At 72.9% G+C, this 19,860-nt stretch carries 17 protein-coding genes; 11 read left to right on the forward strand and 6 right to left on the reverse strand.

Annotated elements, in window-relative coordinates; all coding sequences use genetic code 11:
* Positions 1-46: 46 nt before the first annotated feature.
* A complete protein-coding gene (locus AN215_RS17080) occupies positions 47-763 on the reverse strand; it encodes a response regulator (protein ID WP_079123131.1) in 717 nt (238 codons plus the stop codon).
* Positions 760-3,393 carry an ATP-binding protein gene (locus AN215_RS17085; protein ID WP_079123132.1) on the reverse strand — a complete coding sequence of 878 codons (2,634 nt, stop codon included), beginning with the start codon at positions 3,391-3,393 and terminating at the stop codon, positions 760-762. The genes AN215_RS17080 and AN215_RS17085 overlap by 4 nt, the downstream gene beginning before the upstream one ends.
* Before the next feature lie 124 nt (positions 3,394-3,517).
* On the opposite strand from AN215_RS17085, the gene AN215_RS17090 reads away from it, so the two are divergent.
* The 3 genes from AN215_RS17090 to AN215_RS17100 all read left to right on the forward strand — a co-directional run bounded on the left by AN215_RS17090 (position 3,518) and on the right by AN215_RS17100 (position 7,334).
* Positions 3,518-5,464, forward strand: coding sequence for a SpoIIE family protein phosphatase (locus tag AN215_RS17090; RefSeq protein ID WP_079123133.1), 1,947 nt, complete (start codon positions 3,518-3,520; stop codon positions 5,462-5,464).
* Between the two features lie 188 nt (positions 5,465-5,652).
* A complete protein-coding gene (locus tag AN215_RS17095) occupies positions 5,653-6,060 on the forward strand; it encodes a YciI family protein (RefSeq protein ID WP_070014080.1) in 408 nt (135 codons plus the stop codon).
* 11 nt (positions 6,061-6,071) lie between these two features.
* A complete protein-coding gene (locus AN215_RS17100; RefSeq protein ID WP_070014082.1) occupies positions 6,072-7,334 on the forward strand; it encodes an RNA polymerase sigma factor in 1,263 nt (420 codons plus the stop codon).
* A 148-nt stretch (positions 7,335-7,482) separates the two neighbouring features.
* On the opposite strand, the gene hemW is transcribed toward AN215_RS17100, so the two are convergent.
* The 3 genes from hemW to AN215_RS17115 form a co-directional block, all read right to left on the reverse strand.
* Entirely contained in the window at positions 7,483-8,721 is a 1,239-nt protein-coding gene (hemW, locus tag AN215_RS17105) for a radical SAM family heme chaperone HemW (RefSeq protein WP_070014032.1), read from the reverse strand.
* 412 nt (positions 8,722-9,133) lie between these two features.
* Positions 9,134-9,979, reverse strand: a complete 846-nt coding sequence (locus tag AN215_RS17110; RefSeq protein WP_070014033.1) for a DUF3097 domain-containing protein — start codon at positions 9,977-9,979, stop codon at positions 9,134-9,136.
* Positions 9,980-9,990: 11 nt separating this feature from the next.
* Positions 9,991-10,797, reverse strand: a complete 807-nt coding sequence (locus AN215_RS17115) for an MBL fold metallo-hydrolase (RefSeq protein ID WP_079123134.1) — start codon at positions 10,795-10,797, stop codon at positions 9,991-9,993.
* Between the two features lie 237 nt (positions 10,798-11,034).
* Here AN215_RS17115 and hrcA point away from each other — a divergent pair, with 237 nt between their 5' ends.
* From hrcA to AN215_RS17150, 7 genes are all read left to right on the forward strand, one after another.
* Positions 11,035-12,051, forward strand: a complete 1,017-nt coding sequence (hrcA, locus tag AN215_RS17120; protein WP_070014086.1) for a heat-inducible transcriptional repressor HrcA — start codon at positions 11,035-11,037, stop codon at positions 12,049-12,051.
* Positions 12,052-13,188 carry a molecular chaperone DnaJ gene (dnaJ, locus tag AN215_RS17125; protein WP_070014034.1) on the forward strand — a complete coding sequence of 379 codons (1,137 nt, stop codon included), beginning with the start codon at positions 12,052-12,054 and terminating at the stop codon, positions 13,186-13,188.
* Between the two features lie 246 nt (positions 13,189-13,434).
* Complete coding sequence (locus AN215_RS17130) at positions 13,435-14,556, forward strand: nitronate monooxygenase (RefSeq protein WP_070014035.1); 1,122 nt, start codon at positions 13,435-13,437, stop codon at positions 14,554-14,556.
* 143 nt (positions 14,557-14,699) lie between these two features.
* Entirely contained in the window at positions 14,700-15,383 is a 684-nt protein-coding gene (locus AN215_RS17135) for a 16S rRNA (uracil(1498)-N(3))-methyltransferase (protein WP_070014087.1), read from the forward strand.
* A 102-nt stretch (positions 15,384-15,485) separates the two neighbouring features.
* Positions 15,486-15,863, forward strand: a complete 378-nt coding sequence (locus AN215_RS17140) for a histidine triad nucleotide-binding protein (RefSeq protein ID WP_070014036.1) — start codon at positions 15,486-15,488, stop codon at positions 15,861-15,863.
* 18 nt (positions 15,864-15,881) lie between these two features.
* Positions 15,882-16,802 carry a ribonuclease Z gene (locus tag AN215_RS17145; RefSeq protein ID WP_070014037.1) on the forward strand — a complete coding sequence of 307 codons (921 nt, stop codon included), beginning with the start codon at positions 15,882-15,884 and terminating at the stop codon, positions 16,800-16,802.
* A 156-nt stretch (positions 16,803-16,958) separates the two neighbouring features.
* Entirely contained in the window at positions 16,959-17,231 is a 273-nt protein-coding gene (locus AN215_RS17150) for a hypothetical protein (RefSeq protein ID WP_070014038.1), read from the forward strand.
* A 156-nt stretch (positions 17,232-17,387) separates the two neighbouring features.
* Here AN215_RS17150 and AN215_RS17155 read toward each other — a convergent pair whose 3' ends face one another.
* On the reverse strand, positions 17,388-18,410 hold the full coding sequence (locus tag AN215_RS17155; RefSeq protein ID WP_070014039.1) for a pyridoxal-phosphate dependent enzyme: 1,023 nt from the start codon (positions 18,408-18,410) through the stop codon (positions 17,388-17,390).
* Positions 18,411-18,680: 270 nt separating this feature from the next.
* Between AN215_RS17155 and AN215_RS17160 the strand changes: the two genes are divergently transcribed.
* A complete protein-coding gene (locus AN215_RS17160; protein WP_070014040.1) occupies positions 18,681-19,769 on the forward strand; it encodes an S-(hydroxymethyl)mycothiol dehydrogenase in 1,089 nt (362 codons plus the stop codon).
* Positions 19,770-19,860: the final 91 nt, after the last annotated feature.

Below are 19,860 nucleotides of genomic sequence, written 5' to 3' on the forward strand. Positions count from 1 at the left end.
AGAAGGAAGAAATTGGGACGAGATGGCGAACCGGTTCCGGTCGGCGTCAGGGCAGCTCGGCGCGGAGTTCGTTCAGCGCGTCTGCCAACTCGGCGATGTGCCGGGCGAGTTCCGGCACATCCGGCACGGCGGGGCTGTGCCGCGCGGCCGCGCCGGCTGCCGCCGGCGCCTTCTGCGCGTCCGCCTGGCCCCCAGAGTCCGCCGGGGCCGCCGGCCCGTGGGCGCCGCCCGGGTCGAGACACCGCTCCAGTGCGGTCAGCCTGCGCGCGAACTCGCCCAGCCTGTCGCGTTCCCCTGCCAGAAGCTGCTGCAACTGCCGGTTCTTGCGGTGCAGTTCAAGGAAGACCGACACCTTGGAGCGCAGCATCCACGGGTCGAACGGCTTGGTGAGGTAGTCGGCGGCGCCCGTCGCGTAGCCGCGGAAGGTGTAGCCCGCCTCGGACGCGGACTCGGCACCCGTCAGGAAGATGATCGGGACGTCCCGGGTCTGGTCCAGGCGCTTGATGTGCCCGGCCGTCTCGAAGCCGTCCATGCCCGGCATCAGTACGTCCAGCAGGATGACGGCGAACTCCTGCCGCAGCAGCGCCTTCATCGCCTCCTCGCCGGACATCGCCCGCACCAGCGGCACTTCCAGGGTGCCCAGCACCGCTTCGAGGGCGACGAGATTGTCCTCGCGGTCGTCGACGAGGAGGACGCCCGCCTCCTCGGCCGGGTCCGTGTACGCGTCGCGCGGTATGCGGGTGTTGAGTTCGGGTGGTGTCATGACGGCCTCGGTGAGGATTGAGGGTCGAGAAGGGAGAGCACCGTGCCGAGCAGCGCTTCGACCGCCACCGGCTTGGGCACGTAGGCGGAGGCTCCCGCGGAGAGCGACTGCGCGCCGTCCCCCGGCATGGCCTGCGCGGTGAGGGCGACGACGGGCAGCTCCTCGAAGCGGGGGTCGGCCCGGAGGGTGCGGATCGCCTCGTAGCCGTCCAGCTCCGGCATCATGATGTCCATCAGGACCAGATCGACGGCGGGGCCGCCGTGCAGGGTGGCCAGCGCCTCGCGGCCGTTCTCCGCGTAGCGCACGGACATGCCGACCCGGCCCAGGAGATGGGTCAGCGCGTAGACGTTGCGGATGTCGTCGTCCACGATCAGCACCCGCTTGTCCCGGAGTACGAGTGCGGCGCGGCCGCCCTGCCAGGCGGCGAGACCCGACTGCGGTGCCTGCGCCGCGGCCTGGACGCCCTCGGTGCGGGGACGGTCGGCGAGGAGGGCGCCGCCGTCGCCCGGAGCGGTGCTGTGGCCGTTGCCCGGGGGCGGCGGTGCCTGTGCGGGCAGCACGGCGGCGGACAGTACCGCGGCGGGCGGCTCGTGCGCCGGAGCCGGGCCCACGGCGGGGACGGCCGCGGGAACGCCGGCCGGTACGTCGACCGGTACGTACAGCGTGAAGGTGCTGCCTGCGCCCGGTGTGCTCTCGACCGTGATGCTTCCGCCGAGGAGCAGTGCCAGCTCCCTGCTGATCGCCAGCCCCAGCCCCGTACCGCCGTACGTGCGGTGCGAGGAGCCGTCGCCCTGCTGGAACGCCTCGAAGATGCGCGGGAGTTGCTCCGGCCCGATGCCGATGCCGGTGTCGGTGACCGTGAAGGCGATCAGCCGCTCGCCGTCGGCGCCGCGCCCGGCGGCGGGACCCGCGTGCAGTTCGATGCCGCCCTCGGGGGTGAACTTCACCGCGTTGGAGAGCAGATTGCGCAGGATCTGCTGCAGCCGCCGCTCGTCCACGTGGAGTTCGTCGGGCGCGTCCTCCGCCGACGTGACCGAGAACCCGAGACCGCGGTCGTGCGCGATCGGACGGAAGGTGTCCTCCACATACGTGAGCAGCTTGCTCAGTGTCAGGCGGCGCGGCCGGGCCTCCATCCGGCCCGACTCGACCTTGGCGAGGTCCAGTACGTCGTTGATCAGGGACAGCAGATCCGTGCCGGAGCGGTGGATGGTCTGCGCGAAGCGCACCTCCTCCTCGGACAGGCGCCCCGCCTCGTTGTCCGCGAGCAGCCGGGAGAGGACCAGCAGCGAGTTGAGGGGCGTGCGCAGCTCGTGCGACATGTTCGCGAGGAACTGCGTCTTGTACTGGGAGGAGGCGGCCAGCAGCGAGGCCTTCTCGGAGAGTTCGGTGTTCGCCCTGATGGTGTGCAGAGCGACGCCCATGGTGTGCACGAACTGGTCGAAGAAGGCCAGATGGATGTCGCTGAACGTGCTGAACGAGGCGAGTTCGAGCACTCCCAGCAGCCTGTCCTCGTACAGCACCGGAAGGATCACCACGCACGCGGGCTGCGCCTCGCCCAGGCCGGAGCCGATGGGCAGATAGTCCGGCGGCGCGTCGGTCAGCAGCAGCCGCCGCTTCTCCGCCGCCACCTGCGCGATCAGGCTGTGGCCGCGCACGCCGCCGCGCGGGCGGGCGCCTGGCTCGTAGGCCGCGGTGCCGTAGCCCGCGACGTAACTCAGCTCCCCGGCGCCTCCCGGCGGCTCTTCCCCGTGGCTCTCCGCGAGGAAGAACGCGCCGAACTGCGCGCCCACCAGCGGCGGCAGCTCCCGCATGATCGGCTCGGCGATCTCGCGTATGTCACGGCGGCCCTGCATGAGCGCGGCGAGCCGGGTGAGGTTGGACTCCAGCCACTCCTTGGCGCGGGTGGTCTCGCGCAGATCGGAGACCATCCCGTTCACGGCCTCGGCCGCGTCCCGCCAACTGCCGGACAGGCCGCGGACGGTGGTGTGCACCGTGACCGGCCCCCGCTGCTTGCTGTGCCTGCCGCCGGGACCGCGGCCGCCGGTCTCGCCGTCCTCGTCGAGCGCGGCACGCGTCACCTCTTCGGTGAAGAGGGCGAGTTGATCGGTCATGCGGTTCACGGTGCGTCCCAGGCGGCGCAGTTCGCCACGGAGGGCCCTGCCGTCCTCGTGCAGATCGACGCGGCGCGAGAGATCGCCGTCCGCGACGGCCGCGAGCACCCGGGTGGCCTCCGCACGTGAGCCGAGCAGCGTCTCCAGCAGGGTGTTGACCGCGTGTACGCAGTCCGTCCACATGCCGTGGCCGGGACTCGCAGTCAGTCTCTCGTCCACGCGGCCACGGCGTACGACGTCCGCGCGTACCCGGAGCAGCTCGGTGGCGAGGTGCTCGCTGCGCGCCGCGAGCTGGTTGACCGTGTCCGCGAGTTCGGTGTGGAAGCCGGGGAGGGCGTCCGGGGCCACCTCGACCCTGGCGGTGAAGTCGCCGTCGCGCAGGGCGCGCAGGGCGCAGAGCACGGGGTGCAGTCCCGCGCCCGCGCCCCTGCCGGCGCCCGCGTACGGGGAGCCGTCCGGAAGCCCGTCCGGAAACCCGTCCGCAAGTCCGTCCGGAAGTCCGGACACTTCACCACTCATGGCAGTGCCGCCTCATCGGTTTCGTCACCCGGCGCATTTGGATCAGATCAGTCTGTCACCCTTGCGATAATCCCGTGGGGACTAAACCGAAGAACTGGTGGGGGCAGACACAGTGGGGACGTCGTTGACGCGGTGGGGGGAAGCGGACCAGGCGGAGCAGCGGGCACGGCACGGAGCCGGTCCGGCGCCCGGCGCCGCCGGATCCGCCGTGGTGCGGGCGCCGTTGCCGGGCAACGCGCGGGCGCCGTCCGCCGCGCGTGAGTTCGTACGTACGGCACTGGGCGACTGGGGAGTGCCCGCCGGCACGGCGGACGATGTGACGCTGCTGGTCAGCGAGTTGGTGACGAACGCCGTCGTGCACGCGGGCACGGCCGTGCGCCTGGAGTGCAGGCACGAGGGCGGCACGCTGGCCGTCGAGGTCTCCGACCGGCACCCCACGCGCGCCGTGGAGACCCGCGGCGCCGGCGAGGCCGCCGAAGGCACCCGGGACGCACACCAGGGCCACGGCCTGCGGCTGGTGGCGGCACTCGCGGAGGAGTGGGGCGTCACCTACCGGCGGGACGGCAAGACGGTCTGGTTCCGGCTGCCTGCCGCACCCGGGGAGCCGTCGCGGAGCGAGCGCCACGGGGGCGGGCTGTTCCGGAGCGAGAGCCCGGGGAGCGAACCGTCCGGGCTGTCCGCCGCCGCCCCCACCGCCGTGCCCGCGCCCCCGGAGCACGACGAACCCGGGGGGCACGGGGAGCCGGGGGAGTCCGGGAAGCCCGGGGAGCAGGCCCTCGGCAGCCTGACCGGGAGCCTCGCCCCCACCGGCCGTCGCCCCGAGACGGGCACGCACCGCCCCGATCCCGACTGGATCAACCACGGCATCCTCTCCTTCCTCGCCGAGGCCTCCGACCTCCTCGCCGGCCAGACCGACGAGGACCGGGTCGCCTCCCTGGCCTGCCAGTTGCTGGTGCCCCGGTTCGCCGACTGGTGCGCCGTCTGGCTCGCCGACCCCGACGCGGGCACCCCGCTCCGCCTCTCCCGCGTATGGCACACGCAGGAGGAGCGCATGGACGAGCTGCGCGGTGAGCTGACGAGGACACCGCCCCAGCTCAACGGCCGTACGCCGCCCGGACGGGCCGTGCCGTGGACCTGGCCCGGCCAGGCGTCCGCGTACGGTCCCGGCGGCGCGGCGGTGGGCTGCCGCCTCGTCGTCGGTGGGCGGACGGTCGGCACGCTCGTCATCGGGCGCGCCGGTCTGCTGCGCATCCCCGGCGAAGTCGTCGGAATCGTCGAGGACTTCGCGCGGCGCGTCGCCCAGGCGGTGCTCTCCGCCCGGCGGTACACGCGTCAGGCCACCATCAGCCGGGTCCTCCAGCGGGGGCTGCTGCCCTCGGGCGACGTCGCCGTACCGGGCGTGGAGACGGCCGTCGTCTACGAACCGGCCGGTGAGGGCTCATGGGCGGGCGGCGACTTCTACGACTTCTACGAAGGGACGGACGGGCGCTGGCGGTTCGCGCTCGGAGACGTGTGCGGCAACGGCCCCGAGGCGGCCGTCGTCACCGGTCTCGCGCGGCCCGTCCTGCGGCTGCTGGCCCGCGAGGGCCACAGCGTTCCCGAGGTCATGGACCGGCTCAACCGCGAGGTGGGCGAGCAGACCCGGTTCCTGTCCATGGTCTACGGCGAACTCGTCCCGCGTCCCCCGTCCGAGGGCGGCGGGAGCCACTGCACGCTGGTCTGTGCCGGCCACCCGCTGCCGCTGGTGCGCGACACCTCGGGGAAGGTACGGGCGGCAGCGGAGCCCCAACTGCTCCTCGGCGTGGAGGAGGACGTCTCGTACGGGAGCCAGACCGTCCTCCTGGAGCCGGGCGAGACCCTGCTGTGCGTCACGGACGGCGTCACCGAACGGCGCAGCGGGCGGCGGCAGTTCGACGACGAGGACGGGCTGGCGGCCGTGTTCGCCGACTGCGGCGGCCTCGACGCGGCGCAGACCGCGGAGAAGGTGCGCCGCGCGGTGCACAGTTTCGGCGACGGCGCGGCGGCGGACGACCTCGCGCTGCTGGTGCTCCAGGCGCGCCCGGCGGGCTGAGCGCGGCCGCCCCGGAGGCGGCTCGCCCCGCCCCCGGGCTGCGGCGTTTCCCGGGGCTCACCTGGGCCCATTCTCGATCGGCCGAGAAAAACGAAAAAACCAGGACGGCGATGTCGAGAACCCGTGCCTGGCTCCGTCCCCGGGGTGAACGTGACCAGTATGGGTCGCACCAGACCGAGGAGAACACCATGGCCAAGTACCTGATGCTCAAGCACTACCGAGGCGCTCCGGCTTCGGTCAACGACGCGCCCATGGACCAGTGGACGCCCGAGGAGATCTCGGCGCACGTGCAGTACATGAACGACTTCGCGGCCCGGCTCGAGGCCACCGGCGAGTACGTCGACAGTCAGGCGCTCGCCTTCGAGGGGCAGTGGGTCCGGTACGACGGAGAGGGACGCCCGCCGGTCACCGACGGTCCGTTCGCCGAGACCAAGGACCTCATCGCCGGCTTCATGGTGATCGACGTCGACAGTCACGAGCGCGCCGTCGAGCTCGCCGGGGAACTGTCGGCCGCCCCCGGAGCGGGCGGGAAGCCCATCCACGAATGGCTCGAGCTGCGGCCGTTCCTGACCGCGCCGACCACGGTCACCGAGTGACCTCTCACATCATCGACGAGGCCCTGCTCCGGAGCCTCACACCGAGCGTGCTCACGATCCTCGTCCACCGCGGAGCCGACTTCGCGGCGGCCGAGGACGCCGTGCAGGACGCGCTGGTCGAGGCGCTCCGCGTCCGGGGCATGGGCTCTTCCCCGGGCTCTTCGGGCGGGGGAGACACCGTCTCGAGATCCTCGGGCGGGGGAGACCCGGTGCGGGACCCGAAGGGCTGGCTGGTCACCGTGGCCTGGCGCCGCTTCCTCGATGCGAACCGGGCGGACACCGCCCGCCGCCGGCGTGAGGACCTCGTCGAGGAGGAGCCGCCGCCCGGGCCCGCGTCCGCGGTGGACGACACGCTCCAGCTCTACTTCCTGTGCGCCCATCCGTCGCTGACGCCGTCGTCCGCGGTCGCGCTCACGCTGCGCGCCGTCGGCGGACTGACCACCCGTCAGATCGCCCAGGCCTACCTGGTGCCCGAGGCGACCATGGCGCAGCGCATCAGCCGGGCCAAGCGCACCGTGTCCGGCGTGCAGTTCGACCAGCCCGGGGACGTCGCCACCGTGCTGCGCGTCCTCTACCTGGTCTTCAACGAGGGCTACTCCGGCGATGTCGACCTCGTCGCGGAGGCCATCCGGCTCACCCGGCAGCTCGCGGCCACGATCGACCACCCCGAGGTGGCCGGGCTGCTGGCCCTCATGCTGCTCCACCACGCCCGGCGCGCCGCGCGGACCGCGCCCGACGGCAGCCTGGTGCCGCTCGCCGAGCAGGACCGCGGCCGGTGGGACACAGCGTCGATCGCCGAGGGCGTCGAGATCCTGCAGGCGGCCCTCGCCCGCGACCGGCTGGGCGAGTTCCAGGCCCAGGCCGCCATCGCGGCACTCCACGCCGATGCGCCCACCGTCGAGGAGACCGACTGGGTGCAGATCGTCGAGTGGTACGACGAGCTGCTGCGCCTGACCGACAGCCCGGTCGTCCGGCTCAACCGCGCGGTGGCCGTCGGCGAGGCCGACGGGCCGCGCGCCGGCCTGGCGGCGCTCGCGGCACTGGAGGAAGCTCCCCTGGGCTCTTCGAGCAGGGGAGCCGGCCCGGGCTCTTCGGGCGGGGAACACCCCATGCCCCGTCACGCCGCGGTGGCGGCGTACCTCCACGAGCGCGACGGCGACCTGGCGAAGGCGGCACGGCTGTACGCCGAGGCGGCCCGTAAGGCCCCGAACCTCGCCGAGCGGGACCATCTGACGCGCCAGGCCGCCCGGCTCAACACCCGCCGGACTCGCTGACCGGCCTGCCCCGGATTCCCCCGCGGCGCCCGGCGCGGTCCCGTCTCGCGGCCCCGTATCCCCGGCCTGTCCCCGAGGCTCCTCTCCCCGGCCCTGTCCCCGAGGACCCGCCGCTGAGCCGCCCGCCGACCGCTCCCGGCGTCCGGGCCTAGTCGACCAGGTCGCGTACGACGGCGTCGGCCAGCAGCCGCCCGCGCAGCGTCAGCACCGCCCGCCCCTGCTCGTACGGGCCCGGCTCCAGCAGCCCGTCGGCGAGGGCGCGTGCCGCGGCGTCCGCCCCGGCGGGAGCGAGCAGCCCGAGCGGGCACCCCGCGGCGAGCCGCAGCTCCAGAAGGATGCGCTCGACCCGCCTGTCCTCGGCCGTGAGCACCTCGCGGCCCGCGCCGGGGGAGCGGCCCTCGGCAAGGGCTCCCGCGTACGCGGCCGGATGCTTCACGTTCCACCAGCGCACCCCGCCCACGTGGGAGTGCGCGCCGGGCCCGGCGCCCCACCAGTCGGCGCCCGTCCAGTAGAGCTCGTTGTGCCGGCAGCGGGCCGAAGGGTCGGACGCCGCGGCCCAGTTGGAGACCTCGTACCAGCGCATGCCCGCCGAGGAGAGCGCCCGCTCCGCGAGGAGATAGCGGTCCGCGTGCACGTCGTCGTCCGTCGGCGGCACCTCGCCGCGCCGGATGCGGCGCGCGAGCTGCGTGCCCTCCTCGACGATCAGCGCGTACGCGGAGACATGGTCGGGCTCCGCGGCCAGGGCGGCGTCCAGCGACGCCCGCCAGTCGTCGTCGCACTCGCCGGGAGTGCCGTAGATCAGATCGAGATTGACGTGCGTGAAACCCGCCTCACGGGCCTCCGCGACGCATTCCTCGGGCCGGCCGGGCGTGTGAGTGCGGTCCAGGACGCCCAGTACGTGCGGGCGTGCGCTCTGCATCCCGAAGGAGATCCGGTTGAAGCCCGCCTCGCGCAGCCGTTCCAGCTGTCCGGCGTCGACGGATTCCGGGTTGGCCTCGGTGGTGACCTCCGCGTCCGCGGTCAGCCCGAACTCGTCCCGTACGGCGGCGAGCATCGAGCCCAGGTCCTCGGGCGGCAAAAGCGTCGGGGTGCCGCCGCCGACGAAGACCGTGGACACGCGTCGCGGGTCGTCGCCGAGGACCTTGCGGGCGAGGCGGATCTCGTCGCCGGCAGTGGCCGCGTAGTTCTCCCGCGAGGCGAGCACGCCGCCGGAGCCGCGCAGCTCGGCGGCGGTGTAGGTGTTGAAGTCGCAGTAGCCGCAACGGGTCGCGCAGTACGGCACGTGCAGATAGAAGCCGAGCGGCCGGGTCTCGCGGCCCGCGAGCGCGTCCGGCGGCAGCGAACCGCTCTCGGGCACGGCCTCGCCTTCGGGCAGTACGGAGGGCATGCGTCCCATTGTCCGCGACCCGGAGCCGCCGCTGCGGGCGGGCAGCAGGACGGGCGTCCGGGCCCTCGTGCCTCGTTCGCCTGGGGCGGGGTTCCCGACCGGGCGGGATACGCCGGCTGTCGCACGGCCGCGCAGGTCCCTCGGCGGATGTCGCCGGGACGGGGCCGGTGCCTTGCCGCTGCGGGGCGGGGCGGGGCGCAGCTGTCCCAGCGACCGGTGTGCGGTGGGACCGGTCGGGCCCGGTGCGGATGAGGGCGTACGCGTGCGGCCCGGCGGTCCCCGGCGGTCCCCGGCGGTCCCCGGCGGACACCGCCCCCGCGCTCAGCGCCGCCCCCCCGTTCCGTCCCTCTCGGCGTACCCGGCCCGGAGCCGCTGCCGCGCCGGATGCGGTCGTCGCACGACGGGTGCCGCCCTACGAGAAGCCCACCGTCACATGGTCGATGAGCTGTTCCACCCGCCCCAGCAGGGCCGGCTCCAGGTCCCGGTAGTCGCGTACGTGCCCCAGGATCCGCTGCCAGGCCGCGCCCGTGTTCGCGGGCCAGCCGAGCGCCCGGCACACGCCGGTCTTCCAGTCCTGGCCGTGCGGTACGCGGGGCCAGGCGTCGATGCCGACGGAGGAGGGCTTCACCGCCTCCCAGATGTCGATGTACGGATGGCCGACCACCAGCACGTGCTCGTCCGTGACCTCCGCCGCGATGCGGGACTCCTTCGAGCCCGGCACCAGATGGTCGACGAGAACACCGAGCCGCGCGTCCGGGCCCGGTCCGAAGTCCCGTACGAGGGCGGGGAGATCGTCGACGCCCTCCAGGTACTCGACGACGACGCCCTCGATGCGCAGATCGTCGCCCCAGACCTTCTCGACGAGCTCCGCGTCGTGCCGCCCCTCCACGTAGATCCGCCCCGCCCGTGCCACCCGCGCCCGCGCGCCGGGCACGGCGAGCGAGCCGGAAGCCGTCCGCTGAGGGGACGCCGCCGCCCCCGGAGCCGCGCCGGCGGCCCCCGCGGCCCGTACGAGCGTGACGGTACGGCCCTCCAGCAGGAATCCGCGCGGTTCCATCGGGAAGACCCGGTGCTTGCCGAACCGGTCCTCGAGGGTGACCGTCAGGCCCTCGGCGGTCTTCTCCGTACGGATGACGGCACCGCAGAAGCCGGTGACGGCCTCCTCGACCACGAGGCCGGGGTCGGCCGGGACCTCGGGCACCGGCTGCCGCTTCTTCCACGGCGGCGTGAGATCGGGATCATAAGAACGGCTGCGCATACGCGCATTCTTCACGACTGGGCGAAACGGCGTGCCAGGACGTCCCGTTGGGCGCGTACGAAGTCCGCACCGACGACGGCCCCGTGCCCCGGCACGTACAGCGCGTCCTCACCGCCGAGCACCAGCAGCCGGTCCAGCGCCCGCGGCCAGCGCGACGGGCTCGCGTCCGGCCCCGCCTGCGGTTCGCCGGACTCCTCGACGAGGTCGCCGCAGAAGACGACGCCGCGTCCCGCGTGACCCGGGCCGCCGCTCACAAGCACCGCAAGGTCGAACCCGCTGTGCGCGGCACCCATGTTCACCAGCCGCACCGACCGTTCGCCGAGCGTCAGCGTGATCTGCTCGGAGACGCCGTGCAGCGGCGGTACGAGCCGTGAGGCCGAATCCGCGGCGGCCTCCCGCGCCATGCCGTGCCGCACCGCGTCCTGCCTCAACTCCTCCCGCGCGCCCACCAGATGATCGCCGAGCCCCTGCGCCCCGTACACGTGTGCGCCTTCGAAGGCCGCCGTGCCGAAGACGTGGTCGAAGTGGGAGTGGGTGAGCACGGCATGCGTCACGGGAAGCCCGAACAGCTCGCGCAGCCCGTCGCGGATGCCCGCGCCCTCGGCCGCACCCGACCCGGTGTCCACGACCAGCAGGCCCGCCGTGCCGCGCACCGCACCGACGGTCGCGTCCCAGCCGGGCAGCCTCCGCCGTACGACGCCGGGCACGAGCTCCTCCCAGCGGCCCTCGTCCGCACCGGCTCCCGGCACGGCTCCCGTCGCGGCGCCCGGTGCCTCTTCCGGTACCGGCTCGCGGCGTTCGTCCCTGTTCCCGGCCATACGACGACGCTACTCGGGCGTACCAGGACCGCGCGCACCGCGATACGGTCGATGAGGCGTCTCTTGCCCCTGCCACCGCAACCGGCCGTACACTTAGCCCGGGGTTCTGGCACTCGATCGGCGAGAGTGCCAGGCACGACGGGAAGCCGGGGGACCCAGCGGCGCCGGCGTGCCCCCGGCAGGCCGCAGGAGCAGGCCACAGGCACAGCAAAGGCAAGGCCGGACGGGAGGTGCGCAATTCTGAGCGAACGCAGACTCGAAGTGCTGCGCGCGATCGTCCAGGACTACGTGGGCACTGAGGAGCCCGTGGGCTCCAAGGCGCTCACGGAGCGGCATCATCTCCAGGTCTCTCCGGCCACCGTGCGCAACGACATGGCGGCGCTGGAGGACGAGGGGTACATCGCTCAGCCGCACACGAGCGCCGGGCGCATCCCCACCGACAAGGGCTACCGCCTGTTCGTGGACAAGCTGGCGGGCGTCAAGCCCCTCTCGCCTCCCGAACGCCGGGCCATCCAGAACTTCCTGGACGGAGCGGTCGACCTGGACGACGTGGTGGGGCGCACGGTCCGGCTGCTCGCGCAGCTGACCCGCCAGGTCGCGGTGGTGCAGTACCCGTCGCTGACGCGGTCGACGGTGCGGCACGTGGAGCTGCTGTCCCTGGCTCCCGCGCGGCTGATGCTGGTGCTGATCACCGACACCGGCAGGGTCGAGCAGCGCCTCATCGACTGCCAGGCGCCCATCGGCGAATCTTCGCTGGCGGACCTGCGGGCCCGGCTCAACAGCCGTGTGGTGGGGCAGCGCTTCACCGACGTGCCCTCCCTCGTGCAGGACCTGCCGGACGCGTTCGAGGGCGAGGACCGCGGCACGGTCTCCACTGTGCTGGCGACCCTGCTGGAGACCCTCGTCGAGGAGACCGAGGAGCGGCTGATCATCGGCGGCACCTCCAACCTCACCCGCTTCGGGCACGACTTCCCTCTGACCATCCGGCCCGTGCTGGAGGCGCTGGAGGAGCAGGTCGTGCTGCTGAAGCTGCTCGGGGAAGCGAAGGACCCGGGCGTGACCGTACGAATCGGGCATGAGAATGCCCACGAAGGGCTGAGTTCCACATCGGTGGTTTCGGTCGGCTACGGTTCGGGCGACGAAGCAGTCGCCAAGCTCGGCGTGGTCGGACCGACCCGCATGGACTACCCCGGAACGATGGGAGCTGTACGCGCAGTGGCACGGTACGTCGGACAGATCCTCGCGGAGTCGTAAGTGGCGACGGACTACTACGCGGTCCTCGGCGTGCAGCGCGACGCCTCGCAGGACGACATCAAGAAGGCCTTCCGCAGGCTTGCGCGCGAGCTGCACCCTGACGTCAATCCGGACCCGAAGACGCAGGAGCGGTTCAAGGAGATCAACACCGCCTACGAGATCCTCTCCGATCCGCAGAAGAAGCAGGTCTACGACCTCGGCGGGGACCCGGCGGCCGGTGCCGCCGGTGCGGGCGGCGGCTTCGGCGGAGCAGGCGGCTTCGGCAACTTCTCCGACATCATGGACGCCTTCTTCGGCACGGCCTCGCAGCGCGGGCCCAGGTCCCGTACGCGCCGCGGCCAGGACGCGATGATCCGGCTCGACATCGAGCTCGACGAGTCCGCGTTCGGCACGACGAAGGACATCCAGGTCGACACGGCCATCGTCTGCACCACCTGCAGCGGCGAGGGCGCGGCACCCGGCACGTCAGCGCAGACCTGCGACATGTGCCGCGGCAGGGGAGAGGTCTCCCAGGTAACGCGCTCCTTCCTCGGCCAGGTCATGACCTCGCGCCCCTGCCCGCAGTGCCAGGGCTTCGGCACCGTCGTGCCCACGCCCTGCCCGGAGTGCGCCGGTGACGGCCGCATCCGCTCGCGGCGCAGCCTGACGGTGAAGATTCCCGCCGGCGTCGACAACGGCACCCGCATCCAGCTCGCGGGCGAGGGCGAGGTCGGCCCCGGCGGCGGACCCGCCGGCGATCTGTACGTGGAGATCCACGAGACCGCCCACCCGGTCTTCCAGCGCCGCGGCGACGATCTGCACTGCACGGTCACCATCCCGATGACGGCGGCGGCCCTCGGCACGAAGGTGCCGCTGGAGACGCTGGACGGCATGGAGGAGGTCGACATCCGGCCGGGCACCCAGTCCGGGCAGTCGATCCCGCTGCACGAGCGTGGCGTGACGCATCTGCGGGGCGGCGGACGGGGCCAGCTGATCGTCCACGTCGAGGTGACGACGCCGTCCAATCTGGAGCCGGAGCAGGAGGAGCTGCTGCGGCGGCTCGCGGAGATGCGCGGTGAGGAGCGGCCCACGGGTCAGTTCCAGCCTGGTCAGCAGGGGCTGTTCTCGCGGCTGAAGGACGCTTTCAACGGCCGCTGAGGCGTGTGCGGACGCGATGGTCGCTGCCGGCCGATGGTCCCTGCCGGCCGCGGCCGGTGCCTTGCCTGACGGTTCGCGGCTGTGCGGTCCCGGGCGGCCGCTCGTGCCCCGGGCCCGGGCCCGTCACGTCCGCGAGGTCCGTCATGTCGCCTGATCCGCTGTCCTGTTGCCGTCCGTCCCGGTCCCGTACACGGCGGGACAGGTCCGGGACGGGGCGGCCCGGCACCCCGTGACAGGATGTGCCCCATGCCCTCCGCGTCGATCCCGCTCTCAGAGCTCACGGAGCATCCGATTGTGCAGGCCCCCATGGCGGGTGGGCCCTCGTGTCCGGAGCTGGCCGGGAGCGTGAGCGAGGCCGGCGGGATGGGTTTCCTCGCCGCCGGCTACAAGACGCCGGAGGCGATGTACGAGGAGATCAAGCAGTTGCGGGGGCAGACCCAACGCCCCTTCGGCGTCAACCTGTTCATGCCGCAGCCCGACAACGCCGACTCGGGGGCACTGGAGCGCTACCGTGCGCAGCTCGCCGGTGAGGCGACGTGGTACGAGGCCCAGCTCGGCGAGACCGACCACACCACCGACGACGCGTACGAGGCGAAGCTCGCCATACTCTTCGACGACCCGGTTCCCGTCGTGTCGTTCACCTTCGGCTGCCCGACCCGTCATGTGCTGGAGCGCTTCACCAAGCGCGGTACGTACACCGTCGTCACCGTCACCTCCGCCGGTGAGGCGCAGACCGCGGAGTTCCTCGGGGCGGACGCCGTGTGCGTGCAGGGCATCGAGGCGGGCGGCCACCAGGGCACGCACCGCGACGATCCGCAGGCCGACGGCACAGGCAGCGGTCTCGGCCTGCTCACGCTGGTGACGCAGGTCAAGGAGGCGGTGCGGCTGCCGGTCGTCGCCGCCGGCGGGCTGATGCGCGGCAAGCAGATCGCGGCGGTGCTTGCCGCGGGCGCGAGTGCGGCGCAGCTCGGTACGGCGTTCCTCGTCTGCCCGGAGTCGGGCGCGGAGCTCGTGCACAAGCAGGCGATGACCAACCCCCTCTTCGCGCGTACGGAGTTCACCCGCGCCTTCAGCGGACGGCCGGCCCGTGCGCTGGTCAACCGGTTTCTGCGCGAGCACGGGCCGTACGCTCCCGCCGCGTATCCGCAGGTGCACCATCTGACCGCCGGGGTGCGCAAGGCGGCGGCGAAGGCGAAGGACCCGCAGGGCATGGCGCTGTGGGCGGGCCAGGGGCACAAGCTCGCGCGTGACCTGCCCGCCGCGCAGCTGATGGACGTGCTGGTGACCGAGCTCGCCGTGGCACGCGACAGGGTCGCCAAGCAGGGTGCCCCGGGCGGTTCCGGCGGCGGTACGGGCGGCCCGGTGTGACCGCTCCGGTCTTCCTCGCCGGCACCGCTCAACTCGCTGACGCGGTACGGAGACACCGCGAACACCACGGCGGCGAGGGCGGCGACGGGGGCGGGGGCGGCGACGGGGGCGGGGGCGGCGACGGCGACGGCGAGGCCACGGTCGTGCTGGAAGGCCCCGAGGGACGGCACGCGGTGTCGGTGCGGCGGCTGCGCGCCGGCGAGGAGGTCGTGCTCACGGACGGCGCGGGCACCGGCGTGCACGGCACGGTGCGGTCCGTCTCGGGCAAGGACCGCCTGGAGGTCGCCGTCACCGCCGTACGTTCGGAGGCCGAGCCCCGGCCCGTCATCACGGTCGTACAGGCGCTCCCGAAGGGCGACCGAGGTGAGCTGGCCGTCGAGACGATGACGGAGACCGGTGCCGACGCGATCGTGCCCTGGGCCGCCTCCCGCTGCGTGACGCAGTGGAAGGGCGAGCGCGGCCGGAAGTCGCTGGCCAAGTGGCGCTCCACGGCACGGGAGGCGGGCAAGCAGTCGCGGCGGCTGCGCTTCCCCGAGGTCGCGGAACTCGCCACGACCGCCGACGTGGCCCGGCTGCTGCACGGCGCGGAGCTGGGGCTGGTGCTGCACGAGGAGGGCAGCCTCCCGCTGGCCACGGCCGAACTGCCGCGGGACGGCGGCATCGTGCTGGTCGTCGGGCCGGAAGGAGGCGTGGCTCCGCAGGAGTTGACGGCGTTCGCGGAAGCCGGCGCGCGGACCTGCCGGCTCGGCCCGAGCGTGCTGCGCACCTCGACGGCGGGCACCGCGGCGACGGCTGTGCTGCTGGGCCGCACCGGACGCTGGGCCTGACGCCGCACACGCACCGGCTGCACCGCCTGCACCGCCTGCCCCCGTACGGCAGCGGTGGTTCGGGAGGGTGCGGCGCCCGTGAGCACAGGTAGCATCCCCGGCATGGCTGGAGAACCGCAGGCCGACTGCCTGTTCTGCAAGATCGTCGCCGGTGAGGTGCCGGCTACGGTCGTACGGGAGTCGCAGACGATCGTCGCGTTCCGGGACATCAACCCCCAGGCGCCCACGCATGTCCTCGTGATCCCCAAGGCGCACTACCCCGACGCCGCCTCCCTCGCGGCGGCCGAGCCGCAGCTCGCCGTGGACGTGCTGCTCGAAGCGGGCGAGGTCGCCGCCGCGGAGAACATCGTCGCCGGCGACAGCGGGCCCGGAACGGGCTACCGCATCGTCTTCAACACCGGTTCCGGCGCGGGCCAGACCGTCTTCCACGCGCACGCCCACGTGCTGGGCGGCCGCGGCCTCAACTGGCCTCCGGGCTAGCGGCAGCCCCGTACAGAGATGTCGTCACGTGAACTCGTCGTGCTGGGCACCGCCAGCCAGGTGCCGACCAGGCATCGCAACCACAACGGCTATGTGCTGCTCTGGGACGGTCACGGCATCCTCTTCGATCCCGGCGAGGGCACCCAGCGCCAGATGCTCCGCGCGGGGGTCTCCGCGCACGACCTGAACCGGATCTGCGTGACGCACTTCCACGGGGACCATTCGCTGGGGCTGGCCGGTGTCATCCAGCGCATCAACCTGGACCGGGTGCCGCACACCGTCATCGCGCACTATCCGGCCGGCGGCGAGCGCTTCTTCCAACGGCTGCGCCACGCGACGGCGTACCGCGAGACGGTGCCGCTGCGCACGGAACCGGTCGGCGCGGCGGGCGAGCAGTCGTGCGAACTGACCGCCTCCGGGCCCTTCACCCTCTCCGCGCACCGGCTGTCCCACCCGGTCGAGGCGTACGGCTACCGGCTCACCGAGCCGGAATCACGGCGCATGCTCCCGGAGCGGCTGGAGGCGCGCGGCATCCGCGGTCCCGACGTCGCCCGTCTCAAGAGCACCGGCGAGCTGCACGGCGTGCGGCTGGAAGAGGTCAGCGAGCCCCGCCCGGGTCAGCGCTTCGCCTTCGTCATGGACACCCGCATGTGCGAAGGCGTCCTCGCCCTCGCGCAGGACTGCGACCTGCTGGTCATCGAGGCGACGTTCCTGGACGAGGACGCGGCGCTCGCCGAGGAGTACGGACACCTCACCGCGGGGCAGGCGGGCCGGGCGGCGGCGGACGCGGGTGTGCGCAGCCTCGTGCTCACCCACTTCTCACAGCGCTACGCGGACGCCTCGCTCTTCGCCAGGCAGGCCCGGCGGGCGGGCTTCGAGGGGGAGTTGACGGTGGCGGAGGACCTGACACGCGTCCCGGTGCCGAAGCGGCGGGCCTGAACAGCCCTGCTCCCGCGGACTCCGCCTCCCGTACACACGTGGCACCCGCGTCAAGTTCCTTGCTGATCCCTGATAACAACTCTGCAACGGCACTGATTTGTACGTACCTTCTTACGCGTGTGGGGGACCCCGGTCCACTTCAGAACTGGAGCAGCCATGTCCCGGAAACGGAAGAGCAGCCTGAAGGTAAAGGCGGTCGCGGGTGTCGGAGCCGCGGTGCTCGCAGCCGGAATCGCGGTGGCCACCGTCGGCACGAGCCAGGCGGCGACGGAGAACTGCGCGGGCCTCGACCAGGCCCTGCAGAACAACCAGAACTTCATCGCGGAACAACAGGCCAACCCCGACGCCCAGTCGGAGGCGAGGATCGCCAACAGGCAGGCCGTCATCGACCTGATCCAGCAGCGCAGGCAGGCGGCGGGCTGCCAGTGAACCGCTGGACCGCAAGGCGGCCGGGCCGCTGAGCGGCGCGGAGAAAGACATCCATCCCCGGGCGCGTCATCGCGCACCTGAACCTCGGCGGCACAGGGCGGCTCGCCGAGTAGGAACGGCCGGCACCTCCTGCCCAGGTGCCGGCCGTTCGCCCTCTCAGGGGTGCCCGTCCCCCTCCATCAGCTCAAGGAAGCGCCGTACGCCGACGTTGCCGCCCGAGATGACGACTCCGACGCGCGCCGGAACCGGATCGATGCGCCCGGCGAGCAGGGCGGCGAGGCCGGTCGCGCCGCTCGGTTCGATCACGACCTTCAGCCGCTCGAACGCGAGCCGCATCGCCGCCCGGATCTCCTCGTCGCTCACCAGCTCGACCGCCGCCAGCAGACGACGGTTGAGGGAGAAGGTCAACTCGCCCGGTGTGACGGCCCCTTGCCCGTCGGCGATGGTGCGCGGCACCGCGTCCAGCGAGACGCGGCGGCCCGCGGCCAGCGAGCGCCGCGTGTCGTCACCCGCCTCCGGCTCTACGCCGATCACCTGGATGTGCGGATACAGCGCCTTGGCGGCGGTCGCCGACCCCGCGGCGAGCCCGCCGCCGCCCACCGGAACCACGAGGGCGTCCAGCTCTCCCGTCTCCTCCAGCAGCTCCAGCGCGGCGGTGCCCTGGCCCGCGATGATGTGCGGATGATCGTACGGGGGTACGAGCGCCAGCCCCCGGTCCTGGGCCAGCCGCTCGCCGATGGCCTCGCGGTCCTCGGTGTACCGGTCGTAGGTGACGATCTCCGCGCCGTAGTCCGCCGTGGCCTCCATCTTGGAGCGCGGGCTGTCCTCGGGCATCACGATGACGGCCTTGCTGCCCAGTTCGCGCGCGGCGAGGGCGACGGCCTGCGCGTGGTTGCCCGACGAGTAGGCCGCGACGCCGTTCGCCAGCTGGGCGGGCGGCAGTTGAGCGAGGGCGTTGTACGCGCCGCGGAACTTGAACGCCCCTATGCGCTGGAAGTTCTCGCACTTCAGATGGACCTCCGCGCCCACCAGCCGGTCCAGCGTCCGGGAGCGGAGCACCGGTGTGCGGTGCGCCGCCCCCTTCAGCCGGCCGGCCGCGGCGCGGATGTCCTCCAGCGTGACGGGCTCGGTGCCCTCGCCTCCGGGACCGTCCGTACTCGTACTCGTACTGCTGCTCATCGGTGCTCCGCTTCTCCTCCGGGCCGGCGGGCCTGTGCGGCCGGCCTGCGCGCCTCCTCGCAGTCACATCCTCACCCGTCCCGGGCCGCGAAGCCGAATGTGATTCCGAGGGGGCCGGCGGGAACGCCCGTGCGGCGGTGGCGACCGCGGGCCGGCACCCGCGACACCCTGCCGCATGGTCGACGGTTCGCCTTCCGGGCGGCACAGTTGGGCGCAACCGACAATCCGCGGTCACGACGGAGTGACCGCGGGCCGAGTACGGAGGTCCGGATGTCACAGGAGGTGCGCGGCGTCATCGCGCCGGGCAAGGACGAACCGGTGCGCGTGGAGACCGTCGTGGTGCCGGACCCCGGTCCGGGCGAGGCCGTGGTGCGGGTGCAGGCGTGCGGCGTCTGCCACACCGATCTGCACTACAAGCAGGGCGGTATCAGCGACGAGTACCCCTTCCTGCTCGGCCACGAGGCCGCGGGCGTCGTCGAGTCCGTCGGCGCGGGCACCACCGAGGTGGAGCCCGGCGACTTCGTGATCCTCAACTGGCGCGCGGTGTGCGGCCAGTGCCGCGCGTGCCGCCGCGGACGCCCCTGGTACTGCTTCGACACGCACAACGCCCGCCAGGCGATGACGCTCGCCGGGTCGGGTACCGAACTCTCCCCGGCCCTCGGCATCGGCGCCTTCGCCGAGAAGACGCTGGTGGCCGCCGGGCAGTGCACCAAGGTCGACCCGGACGTCTCACCCGCGGTCGCCGGGCTGCTCGGCTGCGGCGTGATGGCCGGCATCGGCGCCGCCGTCAACACGGGCCAGGTAGGGCGAGGCGACACGGTCGCGGTGATCGGCTGCGGAGGCGTCGGCGACGCGGCCGTCGTGGGCGCGCGGCTCGCGGGTGCCTCGCGCGTCATCGCCGTGGACATCGACGGACGGAAGCTCACGCAGGCGGAGTCCATGGGCGCGACGCACACTGTCGACTCCTCCGCGACGGACCCCGTCGAGGCGATCAGGGAGCTGACCGGAGGCTTCGGCGCGGACGTCGTCATCGAGGCGGTCGGCCGCCCCGAGACGTACGAACAGGCCTTCTACGCCCGGGACCTGGCCGGCACGGTCGTCCTGGTCGGTGTGCCCACACCCGAGATGCGCCTCGAACTCCCGCTGCTGGACGTCTTCGGCCGCGGCGGCTCGCTCAAGTCCTCCTGGTACGGCGACTGTCTGCCCTCCCGCGACTTCCCCATGCTGATCGACCTCCACCGGCAAGGGCGTCTGGACCTGGAGAAGTTCGTGACGGAGCGGATCGCCCTCGACGAGGTCGAGCAGGCCTTCGACCGGATGCACGCGGGGGACGTCCTGCGGTCGGTGGTCGTCTTCTGACCCGTCCGCCGGGCCCCGCGGCCTCCGCGCCGCGCCGGACCGCGTTGCGCGTGACCGGTGCGTACGGGCAGGGTTCCGCCCGTACGCACCG

Source organism: Streptomyces abyssalis, from assembly GCF_001751365.1.
In the GTDB taxonomy this organism is placed as follows: Bacteria; Actinomycetota; Actinomycetes; order Streptomycetales; family Streptomycetaceae; genus Streptomyces; species Streptomyces abyssalis.